This window comes from Cryptosporangium arvum DSM 44712, assembly GCF_000585375.1.
Lineage (GTDB): Bacteria > Actinomycetota > Actinomycetes > Mycobacteriales > Cryptosporangiaceae > Cryptosporangium > Cryptosporangium arvum.
On the sequence record NZ_KK073874.1, the window covers coordinates 8534742 to 8550960 of the forward strand.

General features: G+C 71.0%; 15 protein-coding genes and 1 pseudogene. 4 read left to right on the plus strand and 12 right to left on the minus strand.

Annotated elements, in window-relative coordinates; all coding sequences use genetic code 11:
* Positions 1–174: 174 nt before the first annotated feature.
* The 6 genes and pseudogenes from nuoE to CRYAR_RS38955 form a co-directional block, all read right to left on the minus strand.
* Positions 175–1062: pseudogene (gene nuoE, locus CRYAR_RS38930) on the minus strand (NADH-quinone oxidoreductase subunit NuoE); the annotation flags it as partial.
* A complete protein-coding gene (locus tag CRYAR_RS38935) occupies positions 1059–2381 on the minus strand; it encodes an NADH-quinone oxidoreductase subunit D (protein ID WP_035858321.1) in 1323 nt (440 codons plus the stop codon). The gene CRYAR_RS38935 and the pseudogene nuoE, both read right to left, overlap by 4 nt.
* Before the next feature lie 13 nt (positions 2382–2394).
* Positions 2395–3168 (minus strand): NADH-quinone oxidoreductase subunit C, encoded by a 774-nt coding sequence (locus CRYAR_RS38940; protein ID WP_084701532.1) that lies wholly within the window; start codon positions 3166–3168, stop codon positions 2395–2397.
* On the minus strand, positions 3078–3740 hold the full coding sequence (locus CRYAR_RS38945; protein ID WP_035858324.1) for an NADH-quinone oxidoreductase subunit NuoB: 663 nt from the start codon (positions 3738–3740) through the stop codon (positions 3078–3080). The genes CRYAR_RS38940 and CRYAR_RS38945 overlap by 91 nt, the downstream gene beginning before the upstream one ends.
* A 44-nt stretch (positions 3741–3784) precedes the next feature.
* Positions 3785–4162: an NADH-quinone oxidoreductase subunit A gene (locus CRYAR_RS38950; protein WP_035858325.1), complete on the minus strand. Its 378-nt coding sequence runs from the start codon at positions 4160–4162 to the stop codon at positions 3785–3787.
* A gap of 133 nt (positions 4163–4295) precedes the next feature.
* The gene (locus tag CRYAR_RS38955) at positions 4296–5555 is read right to left on the minus strand and encodes a geranylgeranyl reductase family protein (protein ID WP_035869648.1); all 1260 of its coding nucleotides are present in this window, start codon (positions 5553–5555) and stop codon (positions 4296–4298) included.
* Positions 5556–5978: 423 nt separating this feature from the next.
* Here CRYAR_RS38955 and CRYAR_RS38960 point away from each other — a divergent pair, with 423 nt between their 5' ends.
* Together CRYAR_RS38960 and CRYAR_RS38965 are read left to right on the plus strand one after the other, a co-directional pair.
* A complete protein-coding gene (locus tag CRYAR_RS38960) occupies positions 5979–6596 on the plus strand; it encodes a superoxide dismutase family protein (protein ID WP_035858327.1) in 618 nt (205 codons plus the stop codon).
* Between the two features lie 82 nt (positions 6597–6678).
* A complete protein-coding gene (locus tag CRYAR_RS38965; RefSeq protein ID WP_035858328.1) occupies positions 6679–7284 on the plus strand; it encodes a superoxide dismutase family protein in 606 nt (201 codons plus the stop codon).
* On the opposite strand, the gene CRYAR_RS38970 is transcribed toward CRYAR_RS38965, so the two are convergent.
* On the minus strand, positions 7285–7971 hold the full coding sequence (locus CRYAR_RS38970) for a demethylmenaquinone methyltransferase (protein WP_035858330.1): 687 nt from the start codon (positions 7969–7971) through the stop codon (positions 7285–7287).
* A 100-nt stretch (positions 7972–8071) separates the two neighbouring features.
* Between CRYAR_RS38970 and CRYAR_RS38975 the strand changes: the two genes are divergently transcribed.
* Together CRYAR_RS38975 and CRYAR_RS38980 are read left to right on the plus strand one after the other, a co-directional pair.
* Positions 8072–8617, plus strand: a complete 546-nt coding sequence (locus tag CRYAR_RS38975; protein WP_051571556.1) for an SCP2 sterol-binding domain-containing protein — start codon at positions 8072–8074, stop codon at positions 8615–8617.
* Positions 8617–10191, plus strand: a complete 1575-nt coding sequence (locus CRYAR_RS38980) for an AMP-binding protein (RefSeq protein WP_035858331.1) — start codon at positions 8617–8619, stop codon at positions 10189–10191. Before CRYAR_RS38975 ends, CRYAR_RS38980 begins: the two co-directional genes overlap by 1 nt.
* Here CRYAR_RS38980 and CRYAR_RS38985 read toward each other — a convergent pair.
* From CRYAR_RS38985 to CRYAR_RS39005, 5 genes are all read right to left on the minus strand, one after another.
* The gene (locus CRYAR_RS38985; RefSeq protein ID WP_084702048.1) at positions 10188–11291 is read right to left on the minus strand and encodes a polyprenyl synthetase family protein; all 1104 of its coding nucleotides are present in this window, start codon (positions 11289–11291) and stop codon (positions 10188–10190) included. The genes CRYAR_RS38980 and CRYAR_RS38985 overlap by 4 nt on opposite strands.
* Positions 11292–11335: 44 nt before the next feature.
* Positions 11336–12376 carry a MerR family transcriptional regulator gene (locus CRYAR_RS38990; RefSeq protein ID WP_211247858.1) on the minus strand — a complete coding sequence of 347 codons (1041 nt, stop codon included), beginning with the start codon at positions 12374–12376 and terminating at the stop codon, positions 11336–11338.
* Positions 12377–12418: 42 nt separating this feature from the next.
* Positions 12419–13615 (minus strand): cyclic dehypoxanthinyl futalosine synthase, encoded by a 1197-nt coding sequence (gene mqnC / locus CRYAR_RS38995; RefSeq protein WP_035869654.1) that lies wholly within the window; start codon positions 13613–13615, stop codon positions 12419–12421.
* Positions 13616–13676: 61 nt separating this feature from the next.
* Complete coding sequence (locus tag CRYAR_RS39000) at positions 13677–15266, minus strand: molybdopterin-dependent oxidoreductase (RefSeq protein WP_035869655.1); 1590 nt, start codon at positions 15264–15266, stop codon at positions 13677–13679.
* Positions 15267–15361: 95 nt separating this feature from the next.
* Positions 15362–16216 carry a menaquinone biosynthetic enzyme MqnA/MqnD family protein gene (locus CRYAR_RS39005; RefSeq protein WP_035858332.1) on the minus strand — a complete coding sequence of 285 codons (855 nt, stop codon included), beginning with the start codon at positions 16214–16216 and terminating at the stop codon, positions 15362–15364.
* Positions 16217–16219: the final 3 nt, after the last annotated feature.

Below are 16219 nucleotides of genomic sequence, written 5' to 3' on the forward strand. Positions count from 1 at the left end.
GGCCGAGCGCTCGGTCTCGGGGCTGCGGGCCGGGGTGCGCTTCGCCGGCCGACGCTTCGCCGGCTCCGCCGTCGCCGAGATCAGCGGGCCGCTGCTGCGGCGCCGCGGTGCCTTGGGCGCGGCCGCGTCACCGTCCGGTTCGGCCGTCTTCGGGCCTTCGTCCGCAGTGGTCGCAGCCGCCGTCTTCGCCGCCGGCGATGCCCCAGCGGCCGGGGCGGCCTTCTCAGCCGGGGCGGCCTTCTCGGCCGGCGCCGTGGCCGCCGGAGCAGCCGTGGCCGCCGGAGCCGCCGGAGCCGGAGCGGCCGCCGCCGGAGCGGCCTTCGCGGGGGCAGCCTTGGCGGGAGCGGACTTGGCGTCCGATTCGGCCTTCTTCGCGATCGGCGTGTTCGGGTAGAACCCCGGAACGCTCACCCCGCGCTCCTCCGCCAGCCGGTTACCGGCGACGGTCGGCTCGATCCCGTTCATCGGGTCCGCGACCGCGCTGCGGTCGTCGCTGAACCCCGCGAGCTCCCGCGACATCTGCTTGAACGAGCAGAGCCGCGCTCCGCGCGACGGCACCGGACGCTCGCCGCCCTGGAGCTGCTTCACGAGCGTCAGCGCCGAGTCGGCGTCGACCTGGTCGAAGTACTCGTAGTTGACGGTCATCACCGGGGCGTAGTCGCACGCCGCGAGGCACTCGGCGTGCTCGAGCGTGATCCGGCCGTCCTCGGTGGTCTGGTCGTGCCCCACCTCGAGGTACTCCGAGAGCGCCTCGTAGGCCTTGTCGCCGCCCAGCACCCCGCACATCGTGTTGGTGCAGACGCTCACCAGGTACTCTCCGGTGGGCCGGCGCTTGTACATCGTGTAGAACGTCGCGACCGCGGCGACCTCGGCCTTGGTGATGCCGAGCTGCTCGGCGCAGAACGCGATGCCCGCCGGGCTCACGTACCCGTCGACCGACTGCACCAGGTGCAGCATCGGCAGCAGCGCCGAGCGGGAACGCCCCTCGGGGTAGCGCGCGACGATCGTCGCGGCCTGCTCGACCAGGTCGGCCCTGACCGTCTCGTCGGTCAGCTCAGTCATCGATCCACTCCACCCATAACGGGATCCAGCGAGGCGCCGGACGCGATCGCGTCGGCGATCGGGGCACCCTCGACCATCGCGGGGAACGCCTGCAGATTCACGAAGCTGGGTTCGCGCACGTGGACGCGGTACGGCCGGGTGCCGCCGTCGCTGACGACGTGGAAGCCGAGCTCGCCGCGGGGCGACTCCACCGCCGTGTAGACCTGGCCGGGCGGAACCCGGAAGCCCTCGGTGACCAGCTTGAAGTGGTGGATCAGGGCCTCCATCGACTGGCCCATGATCTGCCGGACGTGCTCCAGCGAGTTGCCCATGCCGTCCTTGCCGAGCGCGAGCTGCGCCGGCCAGGCGATCTTCTTGTCGCCCACCATCACCGGGCCGGGCTGCAGCCGGTCGAGTGCCTGCTCGACGATCCGCAGCGACTCGCGCATCTCGTTGACCCGGACCAGGTAGCGGGCCCACACGTCACCGGTGGTCTCGGTGATCACGTCGAAGTCGTAGTTCTCGTAGCCGCAGTACGGCATCGTCTTGCGCAGGTCCCACGGGAGGCCGGCCGAGCGCAGCACCGGCCCGGTGACGCCGAGCGCGAGGCAGCCGGTGACGTCAAGGAAGCCGACGTTCTTCGTCCGGGCCTTCCAGACCGGCTGTCCGGTCAGGAGCTTCTCGTAGTCGTCGATCTTGGACCGCATGTAGGGGATGAACTCGCGGATCTTGTCGACGGCGCCGACCGGCAGATCCTGCGCCAGCCCACCCGGCCGGACGAACGCCATGTTCATCCGCAGGCCGGTGATCTCCTCGAACAGGTCGAGCACGTGCTCCCGCTCGCGGAAGCCGTAGATCATCATCGTCGTGGAGCCGAGCTCCATGCCGGTGGTGGCCAGCCAGACCAGGTGCGAGCTGATCCGGTTGAGCTCCATCAGCAGGACACGCAGGGTCGTGGCGCGCTCCGGCACCTCGACACCGAGCAGCTTCTCGACCGCCAGGCAGTAGCCGGTCTCGTTGAAGATCGGCGCGAGGTAGTCCATCCGGGTGACGAACGTGGTGCCCTGCGTCCACGTCCGGTACTCGGTGTTCTTCTCGATGCCGGTGTGGAGGTAACCGATGACCGAGCGCGCCTCGGTGATCGTCTCGCCCTCGAGCTCGAGGACGAGGCGCAGAACACCGTGCGTCGACGGGTGCTGCGGACCCATGTTGACGACGATGCGCTCGCTGGCCAGCGGGTCCTCGGCCTGGATGGAGTCCCAGTCGCCGCCGGTGACCGTGTAGACGCGTCCCTCGGTCGTCTGCCGGGAATCGGCGTAGGGGTCGGTTGCCTGTGTCATGTCACGACCTCCTCTACCGGTAGGCCCGGCGGGTGTCGGGCGGCGGGATCTCCGCGCCCTTGTACTCGACCGGCACGCCACCGAGCGGGTAGTCCTTGCGCTGCGGGTGGCCGTCCCAGTCGTCCGGCATGAGGATCCGGGTCAGGCCGGGGTGACCCTCGAAGATCACACCGAACATGTCCCAGGTCTCGCGCTCCTGCCAGTCGGCGGTCGGGTAGACCGAGGTGACCGACGGAACGCGCGCGTCCTCCACGCCGACCGCGACCTCGAGCCGGATCCGGCGCCGGTAGGTCATGCTCGTCAGCTGGTAGACGACGTGCAGGCGGGCGGCCTGCTCGTCGGGGTCGGTGCCCTGCGGGGCGTCCAGGTAGTCGACTCCGGACACCGAGCTGCAGAGCTCGAAGCGCAGGCCCTCGTCGTCGCGGAGCAGCCGGCAGACCTCGACGATGCGCTCGGGCCGCACGTGCAGCGTCAGCTCGCCGCGGTCGACCACTACCCGGGTGACCGCCTCTTCGAAGCCGACGTCGGTCCGGGCGAGCCCTTCACCGAGCAGGTCGGCGACCTCGTCGAAGTAGCCGCCGTACGGCCGCTGGGTGGAGCGGGGGTCGGCGACGTGACGGACCAGGCCACCGAACCCCGAGGTGTCGCCGGAGCCGGCGACCCCGAACATGCCTTTCTGGGCGGCGTCTTCAGTGCTCACTTGCGTGCCACTCCCGCTTCGGTCTGCTTCGCGGCGACCTCGAGCCGGAGCTGCTCGGTGCGGCCCTCGGCCTCGGCCTGCTCCCATTCCTTGCGGAGCGTCTTGTCGTACCGGAACGAGGACGGCATCGTGCCGTAGCGCTTGAGCGTGCCCTCTTCCCTGGCCTGCTCGAGCTCGGCCCGGCGCTTGGGCCCGAGCGGCTCCTGCATGACCTTCTCGTGCAGTTTGAGCACCGCGTCCAGCAGCATCTCCGGCCGCGGCGGACACCCGGGCAGGTACATGTCGACCGGCACCACGTGGTCGACACCCTGCACGATCGCGTAGTTGTTGAACATTCCGCCCGAGCTGGCGCAGACACCCATCGACAACACCCATTTGGGGTCGGGCATCTGGTCGTAGATCTGTCGCAGCACCGGCGCCATCTTCTGGCTCACCCGGCCGGCGACGATCATCAGGTCGGCCTGGCGCGGAGTGGCGGCGAACCGCTCCATTCCGAACCGAGCGAAGTCGTAACGCGCGGCGCCGGTCGTCATCATTTCGATGGCGCAGCAGGCCAGGCCGAACGTGGCCGGCCACATCGACGACTTCCGGCTCCAGTTGACGAGCTTCTCGACGGTGGTCACCAGAACCCCGCCGGGGAGTTTTTCTTCGAGCCCCATCGCACGGACCCCTTTCGAAAGAGAACGGGCTGGTCGGGGACGACTCAATCCCAGTCGAGGCCGCCGCGACGCCACACGTACGCGTAGGCGATGAACACGGTGAGGATGAACAGCACCATCTCCACCAGCCCGAACATGCCGAGCGCCTCGTTGGCGACGGCCCAGGGGTAGGTGAAGATGATCTCGATGTCGAAGATGATGAAGAGCATCGCGGTCAGGTAGAACTTGACCGGGAAACGCCCACCGCCGGATGCCTGCGGTGAGGGCTCGATGCCGCATTCGTAGGCTTCGAGCTTGGCTTTGTTGTAGCGCTTGGGCCCGACCACGGCCGCCGCACCCACGCTGCCCACCGCGAAGACAGCAGCGAGCACGAAAAGGCCGACGATCGGCGCGAAAAGCGCGAGTGAGCCACCGGTTTCCATCGGTTCCCTTCCCTGACGTCGGTGTGCAGCGAGGAGGTGCCGTAAAGCTTTATTACTGGGGGTTACGTTGTCTTCGAGGTAGCAGGACAGTTAACGGAAAGCTGCTGTCCACTGTTAAGTCGGACGTACTCAATCACACTGCGGGTGCGAGCTTGGACAGGCCATTGATGACTCGGTCCATCGCGTCCCCGCCGCGCGGATCGGTGAGGTTGGCGAGCAGCTTCAGCACGAATCGCATGAGGAGCGGGTGCGGCAGGCCGTGCCGCGTCGCGACCTTCATGATCTCGGGGTTGCTGATCAGCTTCACGAACACCCCGCCGAGGCGGTAGTAGCCGCCGTACCGCTCGGTGAGCAGCGTCGGGTAGGCGCGCAGCGCCCGCTCCCGGCTCGGGCCGGCGGAGCGCGCGAGTGCCTGCACGGCGACCTCGGCGGCGATCTCGCCGGACTCCATCGCGTACGCGATGCCCTCGCCGTTGAACGGGTTGACCATGCCGCCGGCGTCGCCGACGAGCATCAGGCCCCGGGTGTAGTGCGGCTTGCGGTTGAAGCCCATCGGGAGCGCCGCGCCACGGATCGGGCCGTCGGCGTTCTCCTCGCGGAAGCCCCACTCCTCCGGGGTGCCGTTCATCCAGGTCTTGAGCAGCTGGCGGTAGTTGACGTCCTTGAACGCCGCCGAGCTGTTGAGGATGCCGAGCCCGACGTTGGACCGCCCGTCACCGAGCCCGAAGATCCAGCCGTAGCCCGGGAGGAGCCGATCGCGACCGTCGACCTTGTCCCACAGCTCCAGCCACGACTCGAGGTAGTCGTCGTCGTGCCGGGGGCTCTGGTAGTAGCGGCGGACCGCGACCCCCATCGGCCGGGCCTCGTTGCGGGCCAGCCCCAGCGCCAGCGCGAACCGGCCGGAGACGCCGTCGGCGGCGATCACCAGCGGGGCGCGGTAGGTGGCCTTCGTCTTCTCCGGCCCGACCTCGGCCTCGACGCCGACCACCCGGCCGGCGGTGGAGAGCACCGGACCGGTCACCGTGGTGGACGTACGCAGCTGGGCACCGGCCTTCACGGCCGCCTTCGCGAGCATGTCGTCGAAGTCCATGCGGGTGCGCGTGAGGCCGTAGTTCGGGTAGGCCGCGAGCTCGGGCCAGGGCAGCTCCATGCGGACGCCGCCCCCGATGACCCGCAGACCCTTGTTGTGCAGCCAGCCGTTCTCAGTGGACACGTCGATGCCCATCGAGATCAGCGACCGGACCGCGCGCGGGGTCAGACCGTCGCCGCAGACCTTCTCGCGCGGGAACTCGGTCTTCTCCAGCAGGAGGACGTCGAGCCCGGCCGAGGCCAGGTGGTAGGCCGCCGCGGACCCGGCCGGGCCGGCGCCCACGACGATGACATCAGCGTCCAGCCCACCGGCGGCGGCGCCGGGCAGGCTCAGGGAACTGTTCTCGGCGGCGGTGTCGACCACGGGGGGCTCGGCACCGCGAGGAGCGGGCTCGGTGGTCACGGCAGCCTCTCGAAGGGGCCTGGGGGCAGGGCTTTCGTGCGCTTGTGAAAATGTTCACGAACTCACGTGCGGCAGTCTATGCCGCTCATCACATGCCTGGGTACTAAGGCTCACCTAACCCGGATCGCGCAGGCGCACGGGGTCACCGCGACCCACAGGTCACCATCCCGGGGACGACCACTGTTTACGTCGGTTTGCCCGCGTTCACTGCCGACTCGGCGATTGTTCCCGGGGTCACAAAAAATCGACGCACCGAGTAGCGTGCCCGCGGAGCGGTATCCGTACATATCTGTACTTAGCCTGATCATTGCCGCAGGGGGACACATGATGCACCGGACCGCAGGACTCGTCGCCGTAACCACCGCACTGCTCGCCGTCGCCGGCTGCGGCGGAGCGAACGGGGACGGCAGCGGATCGACCCCGGAGCGCTCGACGTCCGGGGCGATCGAGGCCACCGAGCCGACCGTCGCCGAGGGAACGTTCGCCCCGTACTCCCCCAGCGCCACGGCGATCGCCTACGACCCGAAGCTGATCCCGTCCGGCGCCTCGGCCCACCTCACGATCGCCGAGATCGCCGACACGACCACGGTGACGCTCGACGTCCGCGGGCTGCTCCCGAACCGGGTCTACGGCGCACACCTGCACACCCAGCCGTGCGGCTCCACCGGCACCGCCGCCGGCCCGCACTACCAGCACCGGCCCGACCCGGCCCTGTCGGCGTCGGCGCCGTCGGTGGACCAGCTCTACGCCAACCCGCAGAACGAGGTCTGGCTCGACGTGACGACCGACTCACAGGGCACCGGCATGAGCCGGAGCACCCAGCAGTGGCGCTTCATCACCCGGCCCAAGTCGCTGGTCATCCACGCCGAGAAGACCGAAACCGCCGACGGTAAGGCGGGCACGGCCGGCGACCGGCTGGGCTGCCTCAGCGTGAACCGCTGACACGTGTTGTCCGGCTAACAAAGTTCGACATTTCCGACCAGTACCGTCTCGGGACGTTGACACCTTCCCGAAAGGCGCGGAAATGTACCGATCAGCTGGATTACTCGTCGTCACCACCATCGCCACCGCCCTGTTGGTCGCCGGGTGCGCCGATCCGAAGCCGGACGCGTCCACTCCGGAAAGTTCCGCGTCGACCGCGGTGAAGCCGGCGACCGCGACCAAGGGGACGTTCGGCCCGTACTCGTCGAGCGCCCGGGCGGTCACGTACGACCCGGCGGTGGTCCCGCCGGGGGCCACCGCGGACGTGACGATCACCGAATCCGACGGCGCCACGGTCGTGACGCTGGCCACCCAGGGCCTGCTCCCCGATCGGGTGTACGGCGCGCACCTGCACACGAAGCCGTGCGGCGAGACGGGCAAGGCCGCCGGACCGCACTACCAGCACGAACACGACCCGGCCGCGAAGGCGTCACCACCGTCGGTGGACCCGAGCTACGCGAACCCGCGCAACGAGGTCTGGCTCGACCTGACGACGGACGCCCAGGGCGCGGGCACCAGTCGGAGCACCCAGGAGTGGACCTTCACCGCGAAGCCCCAGTCGCTCGTCATCCACGCCAAGAAGACCGAGACCGCGGCCGGGAAGGCCGGCACCGCAGGCGACCGCGTGGCGTGCCTGACGATCAGCTGATCAGCCCTTGATCGCGTGGTGCAGGGCGACGATTCCGCCGGTCAGATTGCGCCAGCGGACCGAGCCCCAGCCGTTCGCCGCGACCAGCCCGGCCAGCCCCGCCTGGTCGGGCCACGCGCGGATCGACTCGGCCAGGTACACGTAGGCGTCCGGCGCGCTGCTCACGGCCCGGGCGACCTGGGGCAGCGCCCGCATCAGGTACTCGGTGTAGACGGTGCGGAACGGCGTCCAGGTCGGGCTGCTGAACTCGAGCACGACCAGCCGGCCGCCCGGCTTGGTGACCCGTGCCATCTCGGCCAGCCCGGCCCCGGTGTCGGCCACGTTGCGCAGCCCGAACGAGATCGTCACCGCGTCGAACGTCGCGTCCGGGAACGGGAGGTGCATCGCGTCGCCGGCGACCAGTGGCACGCCCCGGCCCCGGCCCTCGCGCAGCATGCCCAGCGAGAAGTCGCAGGCGATCACGTCGGCGCCGGAGTGGGCCAGTTCGGCGGCGGACACCGCGGTGCCGGCCGCGAGGTCGAGGCAGCGCTCCCCGGGGCGCAGGTCGAGCACGTCCGCGGTCAGCGCACGCCACCGCCGGTCCTGCGCGAACGAGAGCACGGTGTTGGTGAGGTCGTACCGCGGTGCGACCTGGTCGAACATCGCCGCCACATCGCCGGGCCGCTTGTCGAGTGATGCGCGCGTCATGGTGGCAGCCTAATCGGGAACTTGCCCGAACCACTGGCCCGGCTGTTTAACTCGGGAGTAACCTACTTGCGCGTTAAATACTGACCCGAGGGAGCCCGCCGTGTCGTCCTTCGATCCCGGCCAGCTGGCCGCGACAGACCCCAGGAAGATCAGCACCGAGCAGTTCCAGGAGCTGCTCGCGGCGGCCGGCACCGCCGAAGGGCTGGACGACGTCGACCCGGCCGCGTTCGCCCGGCTGATCGGACGCGCCCGGCGCGACCAGCTCGAGGCCGTGATGAGCAGCCCGGCCCGCGCGGTCGTCCTGGACCAGATCCTCCGCCGCTTCGCCGCGCACTACCGGACCGGCGAGAAGCGCCCGCCGAAGGTCATCCACTGGAAGGTGACCGGGCGGCCCGACGGCGGCCAGGACGAGTTCGAGCTCGTCCTGCACGGCGACCGGTGCGAGGTCAACCTCGTGGCCGAGCACGGCGCCGACACCACGATCATCCTCGGCGGGCCCGAGTTCCTGCTGCTCACGTCGGGCAACGGCAAGCCGACGACGATGTTCATGACCGGCAAGCTCAAGGTCCGCGGCGACCTCGGCCTCGCCGCGGCGCTGGCCAAGATCTTCGCCATCCCTTCCAGCAGCTCGAGTCCGAGCTCCTGATGTACGCCGCGGAGCTGGCCACCACACTCGTCAAAGCGGGGATCGTCGCGCCGGGGCGGCCCGATCGGATCACCCGTCAGCTCGTCGCGCTGAAGAGCTGGGGCCTGAGCCTGGCCGGCGGCTACACCAGTGCCGCGGCCCGCGACCCCGAGCGGATCGCGCTCATCGACGAGCGTCGCCAGGTGACGTTCGCCGAGCTCGTCGACCGGGCCACCCGCATCTCGCAGGGCCTGGCCGCGCTGGGCGTGAAAGGCAAGAGCCGGGTCGCGGTGCTCGCCCGCAACCACGCCGGGCTGATCGAAGCGCTCGTGGCGTCCGCGTCACTCGGCGCCGACACCGTACTGCTGAACACCGGCCTGTCCGCGCCCCAGCTCGAGACCGTGCTGCGTGAACAGGGCGTCGAGCTCGTCATCGCCGACGAGGAGTTCCTGCCGCTGGTCGGCGAGCCGGGCGTCCCGGTGATCGTGGCCTGGGCCGACGGGCCGGGACGGACCACTCTCGACGACCTCGTCGCGCGGAACCCCGGTGGCAAGGCCGCCCCGCCGGAGGTCGTCGGGCGCACGATCGTCCTCACGTCCGGCACCACCGGGGCACCGAAGGGCGCCCGGCGGCCACCGCCGCACGGGCTCGGGGCACTGGCCTCGATCCTGTCGAAGATCCCGCTGAAGGTGCGGGACACGATCGCGATCCCGGCGCCGCTGTTCCACACCTGGGGATTCGCCGGGCTGCAGGTCGGGATGGGGCTGCGGGCCACGCTCGTGCTCCGGCGACGCTTCGAGCCCGAGGCCCTGCTGAGCGACGTCGCCACTCACCGGGCGAACGGGTTGTTCGTCGTCCCGATCATGATGCAGCGGATGTTGGAGCTGCCACCCGACGTCCGGGCGACGTACGACCTGAGCGCGGTCCGCGCGATCGCCAGCAGCGGGTCCGCGCTGATCGGCGACTTCGCGGTCCACTTCATGGACGCGTTCGGCGACGTCCTCTACAACCTCTACGGCACGACCGAAGTGTCGTGGGCGACGATCGCGACGCCCTCCGACCTCCGCCGGGAGCCCCGGACGGCCGGGCAGGCACCGCTGGGGACGCGGCTGGCCATCCTGGACGAGAACGGCGACGACGCCCCCGCCGGGATGCCCGGGCGCATCTTCGTCGCGAACGGCATGTTGTTCGAGGGGTACACGAACGGTGCCTCGAAGGAGGTCAGCCGGGGCTTCATGAGCACCGGCGACGTCGGCCACCTCGACCCGACCGGCCTGCTGTTCGTGGACGGGCGGGACGACGACATGATCGTGTCCGGCGGCGAGAACGTGTTCCCGCGCGAGGTGGAGAACATCCTCACCGAAGCCGCGTGCGTGCGCGAGGTGGCCGTGATCGGGGTACCGGACGCCGACTTCGGTCAGCGGCTGGCCGCGTACGTCGTACTCCACGACGGTCACCCCGCGGACGCGGACGTGATCCGCGACCTCGTGAAGGCGAAAGCCGCCCGCTACTCGATCCCCCGCGACGTCCACTTCCTGGAGGAACTTCCGCGGAACGCCACCGGCAAGGTGGTGCCCCGACTGCTGCGCGGTTAGGCCGCCCGGTCCACCGCGGCGACGGCGAGGGTGCGCAGGGCTTCGCGGCCCTCGTCCGTGAGCGGCGCGTGCTCCAGCACCGCGAGCGCGTGGGTGCGGCGTTCGGCGATCATCTTCTCGACCCGGTCGCGCGCCCCGCAGTCGACGATCAGCTCACGCAGCGCGGTGACCCCGGCTTCGTCCAGGCCGGGGTCTCCGAGGCGCTCCGCGAGCAGCGCACGGCCGGCGTCGGTGGCCCGCTCGCGGGTGGCCGCGATCAGCACGGTCTGCTTGCCCTCGCGTAGGTCCTCGCCGGAGGGCTTCCCGGTCACGTCGCTGTCGCCGAACACGCCGAGCAGGTCGTCACGCAGCTGGAACGCCTCGCCGATCGGGAGCGCGAACGCGGTGTAGGCGTCGACCACCGCGGCGGGTGCCCCCGCGACCGCCGCCCCGAGGTGCAGCGGCGCTTCCACCGTGTACTTGCCGCTCTTGTACTGCGCGATCCGCAGCGCCCGCTCCACCGGCACGCCGCCGCGGGTCGGGGCCGAGATGTCGAGGTACTGACCCGCCATGAGCTCGAGGCGCATCGTCGCGAACACGTCGCGCGTACGCAGCGCCGCGGGTGCGGACAGGCCGGCGGTGGCGAGCATCTGTTCCGAGAGCACCAGCAGCAGGTCCCCCAGCAGGATCGCGGCCGCGGAGCCGTACCGGTCCGGGTCGCCGTGCCGTCCGGCCGCCCGGTGCGCCGCGGCCAGCGCCCGGTGTGCCGACGGACGCCCGCGACGCAGGTCGGAGCCGTCCATCACGTCGTCGTGGATCAGCGCGAACGCGTGCAGGAGCTCCAGCGACGCGGCTGCCCGGATCAGCGCCTCGTCGTCCGACGCTCCGGCGGCCCTGGCACCCCAGTAGGCGAAGAGCGGCCGCAGCCGCTTGCCCCCGGCCAGCACCGACGCCTGCAGCGGCGCCTCCAGGTCGGAGAGCTCGTCCCCGACCCGGCCCAGCACCGCGGCGTAGTCGGCGAGGAAGGCCTCGAGCGCCAGACCGACGCGCGCGCGCACGTCGACGCTCGTGACTTTCAGCCGCGAAGCCGGTCGAGCTGTGCTCTGGACCTGCGTGCTCATCTCGACCTCGTCCTGTCGGCGGTGCATCGGTTGTGCATCGATTCCTACCGCGAGGCGCGGCGGCCCGCATCTCGAGATGACACCGGCCCGCCCAACGCGGCCAGTACCCCCTCTACGGCTTCCACCAGCGACGTCGGCAACGCGACCCCGGCCGGCATCTTCCGCCGGGCCGGACCCAGCCACCCCGGGCCGCCCGCGATCAGCCGGACCGGACGACCGAGCGCGGCCAGTTTCGTGAACACCGTCGGGTCGGCGGAATCGGGAATCTGGGACCACAGCACGACGACGGCCGGGCCGGTGCGACGCACCGCCTCCACCATCGCGTCGGTGGGTACCCGGGCGCCCAGGATGCGGGTTCCCCGGCGCGCCTCGCGCAGCGCGGCCGCGAGCGCCTCGAGCGGCAGCGTGTGCTGCTCCTCGTCCACCGACGCGAGCAACGTCCGCGACGGGGCCAGCGCGGGCACCGGCTCGTCGTCGGCGCGGGCGCGCCGCGGCCCGGCCGGACCGGGCACGACCATGCGCAGTTCGGTGGAGATGTGCCAGGACAGCAGATGCTCGATCTCGACGACGCTGTGGCCGGCCTGCCAGCGCTGGCCGAGCGCGCTGAGCACCGGAACCAGCACCTCGGTCCAGGTCAGCACCGTGCCGTACGTGCGCAGGCAACTCCGGATCTCCTCGGAGATCGCGTCGCCGTCCATGCTTCCGGCGGCGCGGGCGATGCCCCGGGCGGCGGCCTGGGCCTGACCGACCGGCATCACCCGGCGCCCGGTGGAGCGGACGGCGGCGACCCGCGGAGCCGGCTCGGCGAGCTCGCCCGGCTCGGCGGCCAGCGCGGTGCGGGCGGCGTCGGCCGGGGAGACCCCCTGGAACGTCAGCCGGCGCATCATCTCCAGGCGGCGGACGTCCTCGGTGGTGTAACGCCGATGACGCCCGGCTTCGTGCTCACTGGGGCCCAGCCCGTAGCGCTGGTCCCAGGTACGCAGCGTGGTGACCGCGACCCCGAGCCGCCGGGCTACCGCGCCCGCGGTCAGACGTGGTCCACCCCAGGCGGGGCGGACCACCTCGCGCTCGTCGTCACTTGCCACGTCTTGATCATCGCGCGCAACGGCCGAGCGCGCGCGTTGAAGTCAGCTGGCTTCCACCAGCGGAAGGTTGCGCCCGACTCCGCCGCCGGGCAGGGCGATCGACGCGAAGTGCGACACGATGTGGTCGTCGCTCGGGTCGTTCGCCGGGTCGTCGTGCACGAGGATGTGGTTGTAGAGCGTGTCGCGCTGAGCCGGCGTGCGGCCCGCGCTGCGCATCAGCGAGATGAGCTCGGTGCGGTTGGACCGGTGCTTCGCGCCCGCGCTCGAGACCACGTTCTCCTCGAGCATGACCGAGCCCAGGTCGTCGGCGCCGTAGTGCAGCGTCAGCTGGCCGATGTCCTTGCCGGTCGTCAGCCACGAGCCCTGCAGGTGCCTGACGTTGTCGAAGAACAGCCGGGCCACCGCGACCAGGCGCAAGTACTCCAGGCTGGTGGCCTGGGTGCGCCCCTTCAGGTGGTTGTTCTCCGGCTGGTAGGTCCACGGGATGAACGACCGGAACCCACCGGTGCGGTCCTGCACGTCGCGGACCATTCGCATGTGCTCGATGCGCTCGGCGTTGGTCTCGCCGGTGCCCATCATGAACGTCGCGGTGGACTCGACGCCCAGGTTGTGCGCGGTCTCCATCACCTCGAGCCAGCGCTCGCCGGACTCCTTCAGCGGCGCGATGGCCTTACGCGGGCGCTCGACCAGGATCTCCGCGCCGGCACCGGCGAACGAGTCGAGACCGGCCGCGTGGATGCGGGTGATCGACTCCTCGATGCTGACCTTCGAGACCTTCGACATGTGCATGACCTCGGACGCGCCGAGCGAGTGCAACGTCAGCGACGGGAACTCGCGCCGGATCGCGCCGAAAACCGTCTCGTAGTACTCGACGCCGTACTCCGGGTGGTGCCCACCCTGGAGCATGATCTGCGTCGCGCCGAGCTTCACCGCCTCGTCGCAGCGGCGCAGGATCTCCTCGAGATCGTGCGACCAGCCCTCCTTGTGCTTCGGCGCGCGGTAGAACGCGCAGAACTTGCACGCGGTGACGCAGACGTTCGTGTAGTTGATGTTGCGGTCGATGATGTAGGTCGCGACGTGGGCCACGTCGCCGTACAGCCGGCGCCGGACCGTGTCGGCGGCCTGACCGAGCGCGTGCAGTGGCGCCTCGGTGTAGAGCAGCAACGCCTCCTCCGGCGAGATCCGGCCGCCGTCGGCGGCGCGCTGGAGGATTTCGGCTGTGGCAGCGTTTCCGGTCACGAGGTCGAGCGTAACCCGGTTCGGCCGCACCCCGTTTGTGGTGTCCACAACCCTGGCGGCGTCAGCGCACTTCGACGTCGACGCGGTGGTAGCCCTCGGAGCCGTTCGGAGCGGGGGGCCGGGGCTCGGCGGACTGGGTCACACCGGTGGTGTCGGTGGCGCGTACCTCGAGCGCGTGGTCGCCGGGGCCCGCGGACGTGGTGTCCCACTGCCAGCTCCACTGGCGCCAGGTGTCGACCGAGTCCGACGCCGCGAGCGTGGCCTGCTGCCAGGGGCCGCCGTCGACCCGGACCTCGACCGCGGCGACGCCTCGGCGCTGCGCCCAGGCCACCCCGGCCACCGTGACCGTGCCGGAGACCTTCCCGGACCCGCGCGGCGTGTCGATGCGGGAGGCGGTCTTGATCGGCGCCTGCTGCGACCAGCCGCGCGGCACCCAGTACGCGTCGAAGTCGCTGAACCGGGAGAGCTCCAGGTCGACCAGCCACTTGGTGGCGCTCACGTAGCCGTACAGGCCCGGCACGACCATCCGCACCGGGAAGCCGTGCGCGATCGGCAGCGGTTCGCCGTTCATGCCGACGGCCAGGATCGCGTCCCGTCCGTCGCGGCAGGCCGCGGTCGGGGTGCCACAGGTCCAGCCGTCGGCGGAGCGACTGACGAGCTGGTCGGCGCCCGCCTCCGGCTCCACCCGGTCCAACAGGTCCTTCAGCCGGACGCCGAGCCAGCGGGCGTTCCCGGTGAGGTCGCCGCCGACCTCGTTGGAGACGCAGGCCAGCGTGATGTCGCGCTCGACGAGCGGCAGGCCGAGCAGGTCGTCGTAGGTGAGCGTGAGCTCGCGCCGGACGCGGCCGTGGATGCGTAGCCGGTAGGTGTCGGGGTTCACCTGGGGGAGCACGAACGCGGTGTCGACGCGGTAGAAGTCGGCGCTCGGCGTGGTCCAAGGGGTGACGCCGGGCACGTCCAGCTTCGCGCCGGCGGGAACCGGCGGGGCCGGTGACGCCGGGGCGGGCAGACGGATCGCGGCGCGCTGTTCGCTGACCCCGCGCCAGCGGGCGAGCAGTCGCCCGGCTCCGCCCGCGACGACGGCTGCTCCGGCCGTACCCCCGGCGAGCAGCAGGAACGTCCGCCGCGACGCGCTACCACCGCCCAGCCACGGAGCATCGGCGGCGCCGGGAGCGGAGCCGGCCGCACCCCCGACATCGGCCGGCCCCGCAGATCGCCGGGAGTCCAGGGGCGTGCTCGCCTCGATGGCCTTTCGGACCAGTGGAGACAGCGCCAGCATCGCGGCGCCCGCCCCCACCAGCGTCGGAATCACCGCGTAGCTGGTGGAGTCCGGGCGCTCGATCGCCGCGAGCGCCCCAACTACTGCAAATGCCGCAATTACTCCCAAACCGAAGACTATACGACGCTGAGCCAGGACGCCCGCCAGCGCGGCCGCACCCCCGACCACGAGGATCACGACCAGCGTGAGCAGCGGTTTGTCCCAGCTACCGAACGTCTGCACGCCGAACTGCTCGAGCGACCGCGGAACCCGGTCGACGACCGCGCCGGCCACCGCGGTCAGCGGCGACGACGACGGCCCGACGAACGCGGCGACCAGCTCCGCCACCCCGACGGCGATCGCCGCCGACACGATCCCGGCCAGCGCGGCCAGTTTCCACGGACGCCGGCGCCCGGTACCGACGCCGCCGGCTTCGACGTCGGTGTCAGTGGTGTTCACGTCGTCGCCTTCCTGCGCCACGGCACGACCTACAGCTCGACGAACTCCGGGCCGCTCGCGGGCAGCGGCGGCGCCTCCCCGGCCGCGGCCGCTTTCGCGGCGAACGCGCTGAGCCCCTGCACCTGCCGGGCCCCCAGCGAGAAGTCGAGCGTCCGGAAGTAGTTCGCGAGCGTGGCCGCGTCGAACACCTCCCAGCGGGCGGCGTCGGCCGCGACGTCGTCGATCTGCGTCAGGCACAGGTCGCGCGAGCGCAGGAACGCGTCGTGCACGTCCTTCACCTGGCCGGGGTGCCGCTCGGCGAAGTCGCGCCGCACCGCCCACACGGCGAACACCATCGGCAGGCCGCTCCACTCCCGCCAGGCCGCACCGAGGTCGGTCACGGTCAACCCCATCGCGGGGCCCTCGTAGAGCGCCCGGAGCGCGGCGTCGCCGATCAGCACGCCGGCCTCGGCCTCCTGCATCATCACGCCCAGGTCGGGCGGGCACACGTAGTAGTCCGGCCGGACGCCGTAACGCTCGGCCAGCAGCATCCGCGCCAGCAGCACGCTGGTGCGGCTGGTCGAGCCCAGCGCGACCCGCCGCCCGTCCAACTCGCCGAGCGGCCGCTGCGAGACGACGTTCACCGACAGCACCGGACCGTCCGACCCGACCGCGATGTCGGGCAGCAGTAACAGCTGGTCGGCGTTGCGCAGGTACTCGACCAGGCTGATCGGCCCGATGTCGAGGTCACCGCGCACCAGCGCGTCGTTCAGGTTGTCGGGGGTGTCCTTGGTCAGATCGACGTCGAGCAGGGCACCGGTCCGGACCAGCCCGTAGTAGATCGGCAGGCAGTTCAGGAACTGGATGTGTCCGACCCGGGGGCGTCGCGGCGCGTCCTGTCTCACCCT

Bases quoted from the DNA above. Each gene is read 5' to 3' on its own strand.
- CRYAR_RS38935 (WP_035858321.1), bottom strand. From the start codon at position 2,381: ATGACACAGGCAACCGACCCCTACGCCGATTCCCGGCAGACGACCGAG.
- CRYAR_RS38940 (WP_084701532.1), bottom strand. From the start codon at position 3,168: ATGGGAGCAGGCCGAGGCCGAGGGCCGCACCGAGCAGCTCCGGCTCGA.
- CRYAR_RS38945 (WP_035858324.1), bottom strand. From the start codon at position 3,740: ATGGGGCTCGAAGAAAAACTCCCCGGCGGGGTTCTGGTGACCACCGTC.
- CRYAR_RS38950 (WP_035858325.1), bottom strand. From the start codon at position 4,162: ATGGAAACCGGTGGCTCACTCGCGCTTTTCGCGCCGATCGTCGGCCTT.
- CRYAR_RS38960 (WP_035858327.1), top strand. From the start codon at position 5,979: ATGATGCACCGGACCGCAGGACTCGTCGCCGTAACCACCGCACTGCTC.
- CRYAR_RS38965 (WP_035858328.1), top strand. From the start codon at position 6,679: ATGTACCGATCAGCTGGATTACTCGTCGTCACCACCATCGCCACCGCC.
- CRYAR_RS38970 (WP_035858330.1), bottom strand. From the start codon at position 7,971: ATGACGCGCGCATCACTCGACAAGCGGCCCGGCGATGTGGCGGCGATG.
- CRYAR_RS38980 (WP_035858331.1), top strand. From the start codon at position 8,617: ATGTACGCCGCGGAGCTGGCCACCACACTCGTCAAAGCGGGGATCGTC.
- CRYAR_RS38985 (WP_084702048.1), bottom strand. From the start codon at position 11,291: ATGAGCACGCAGGTCCAGAGCACAGCTCGACCGGCTTCGCGGCTGAAA.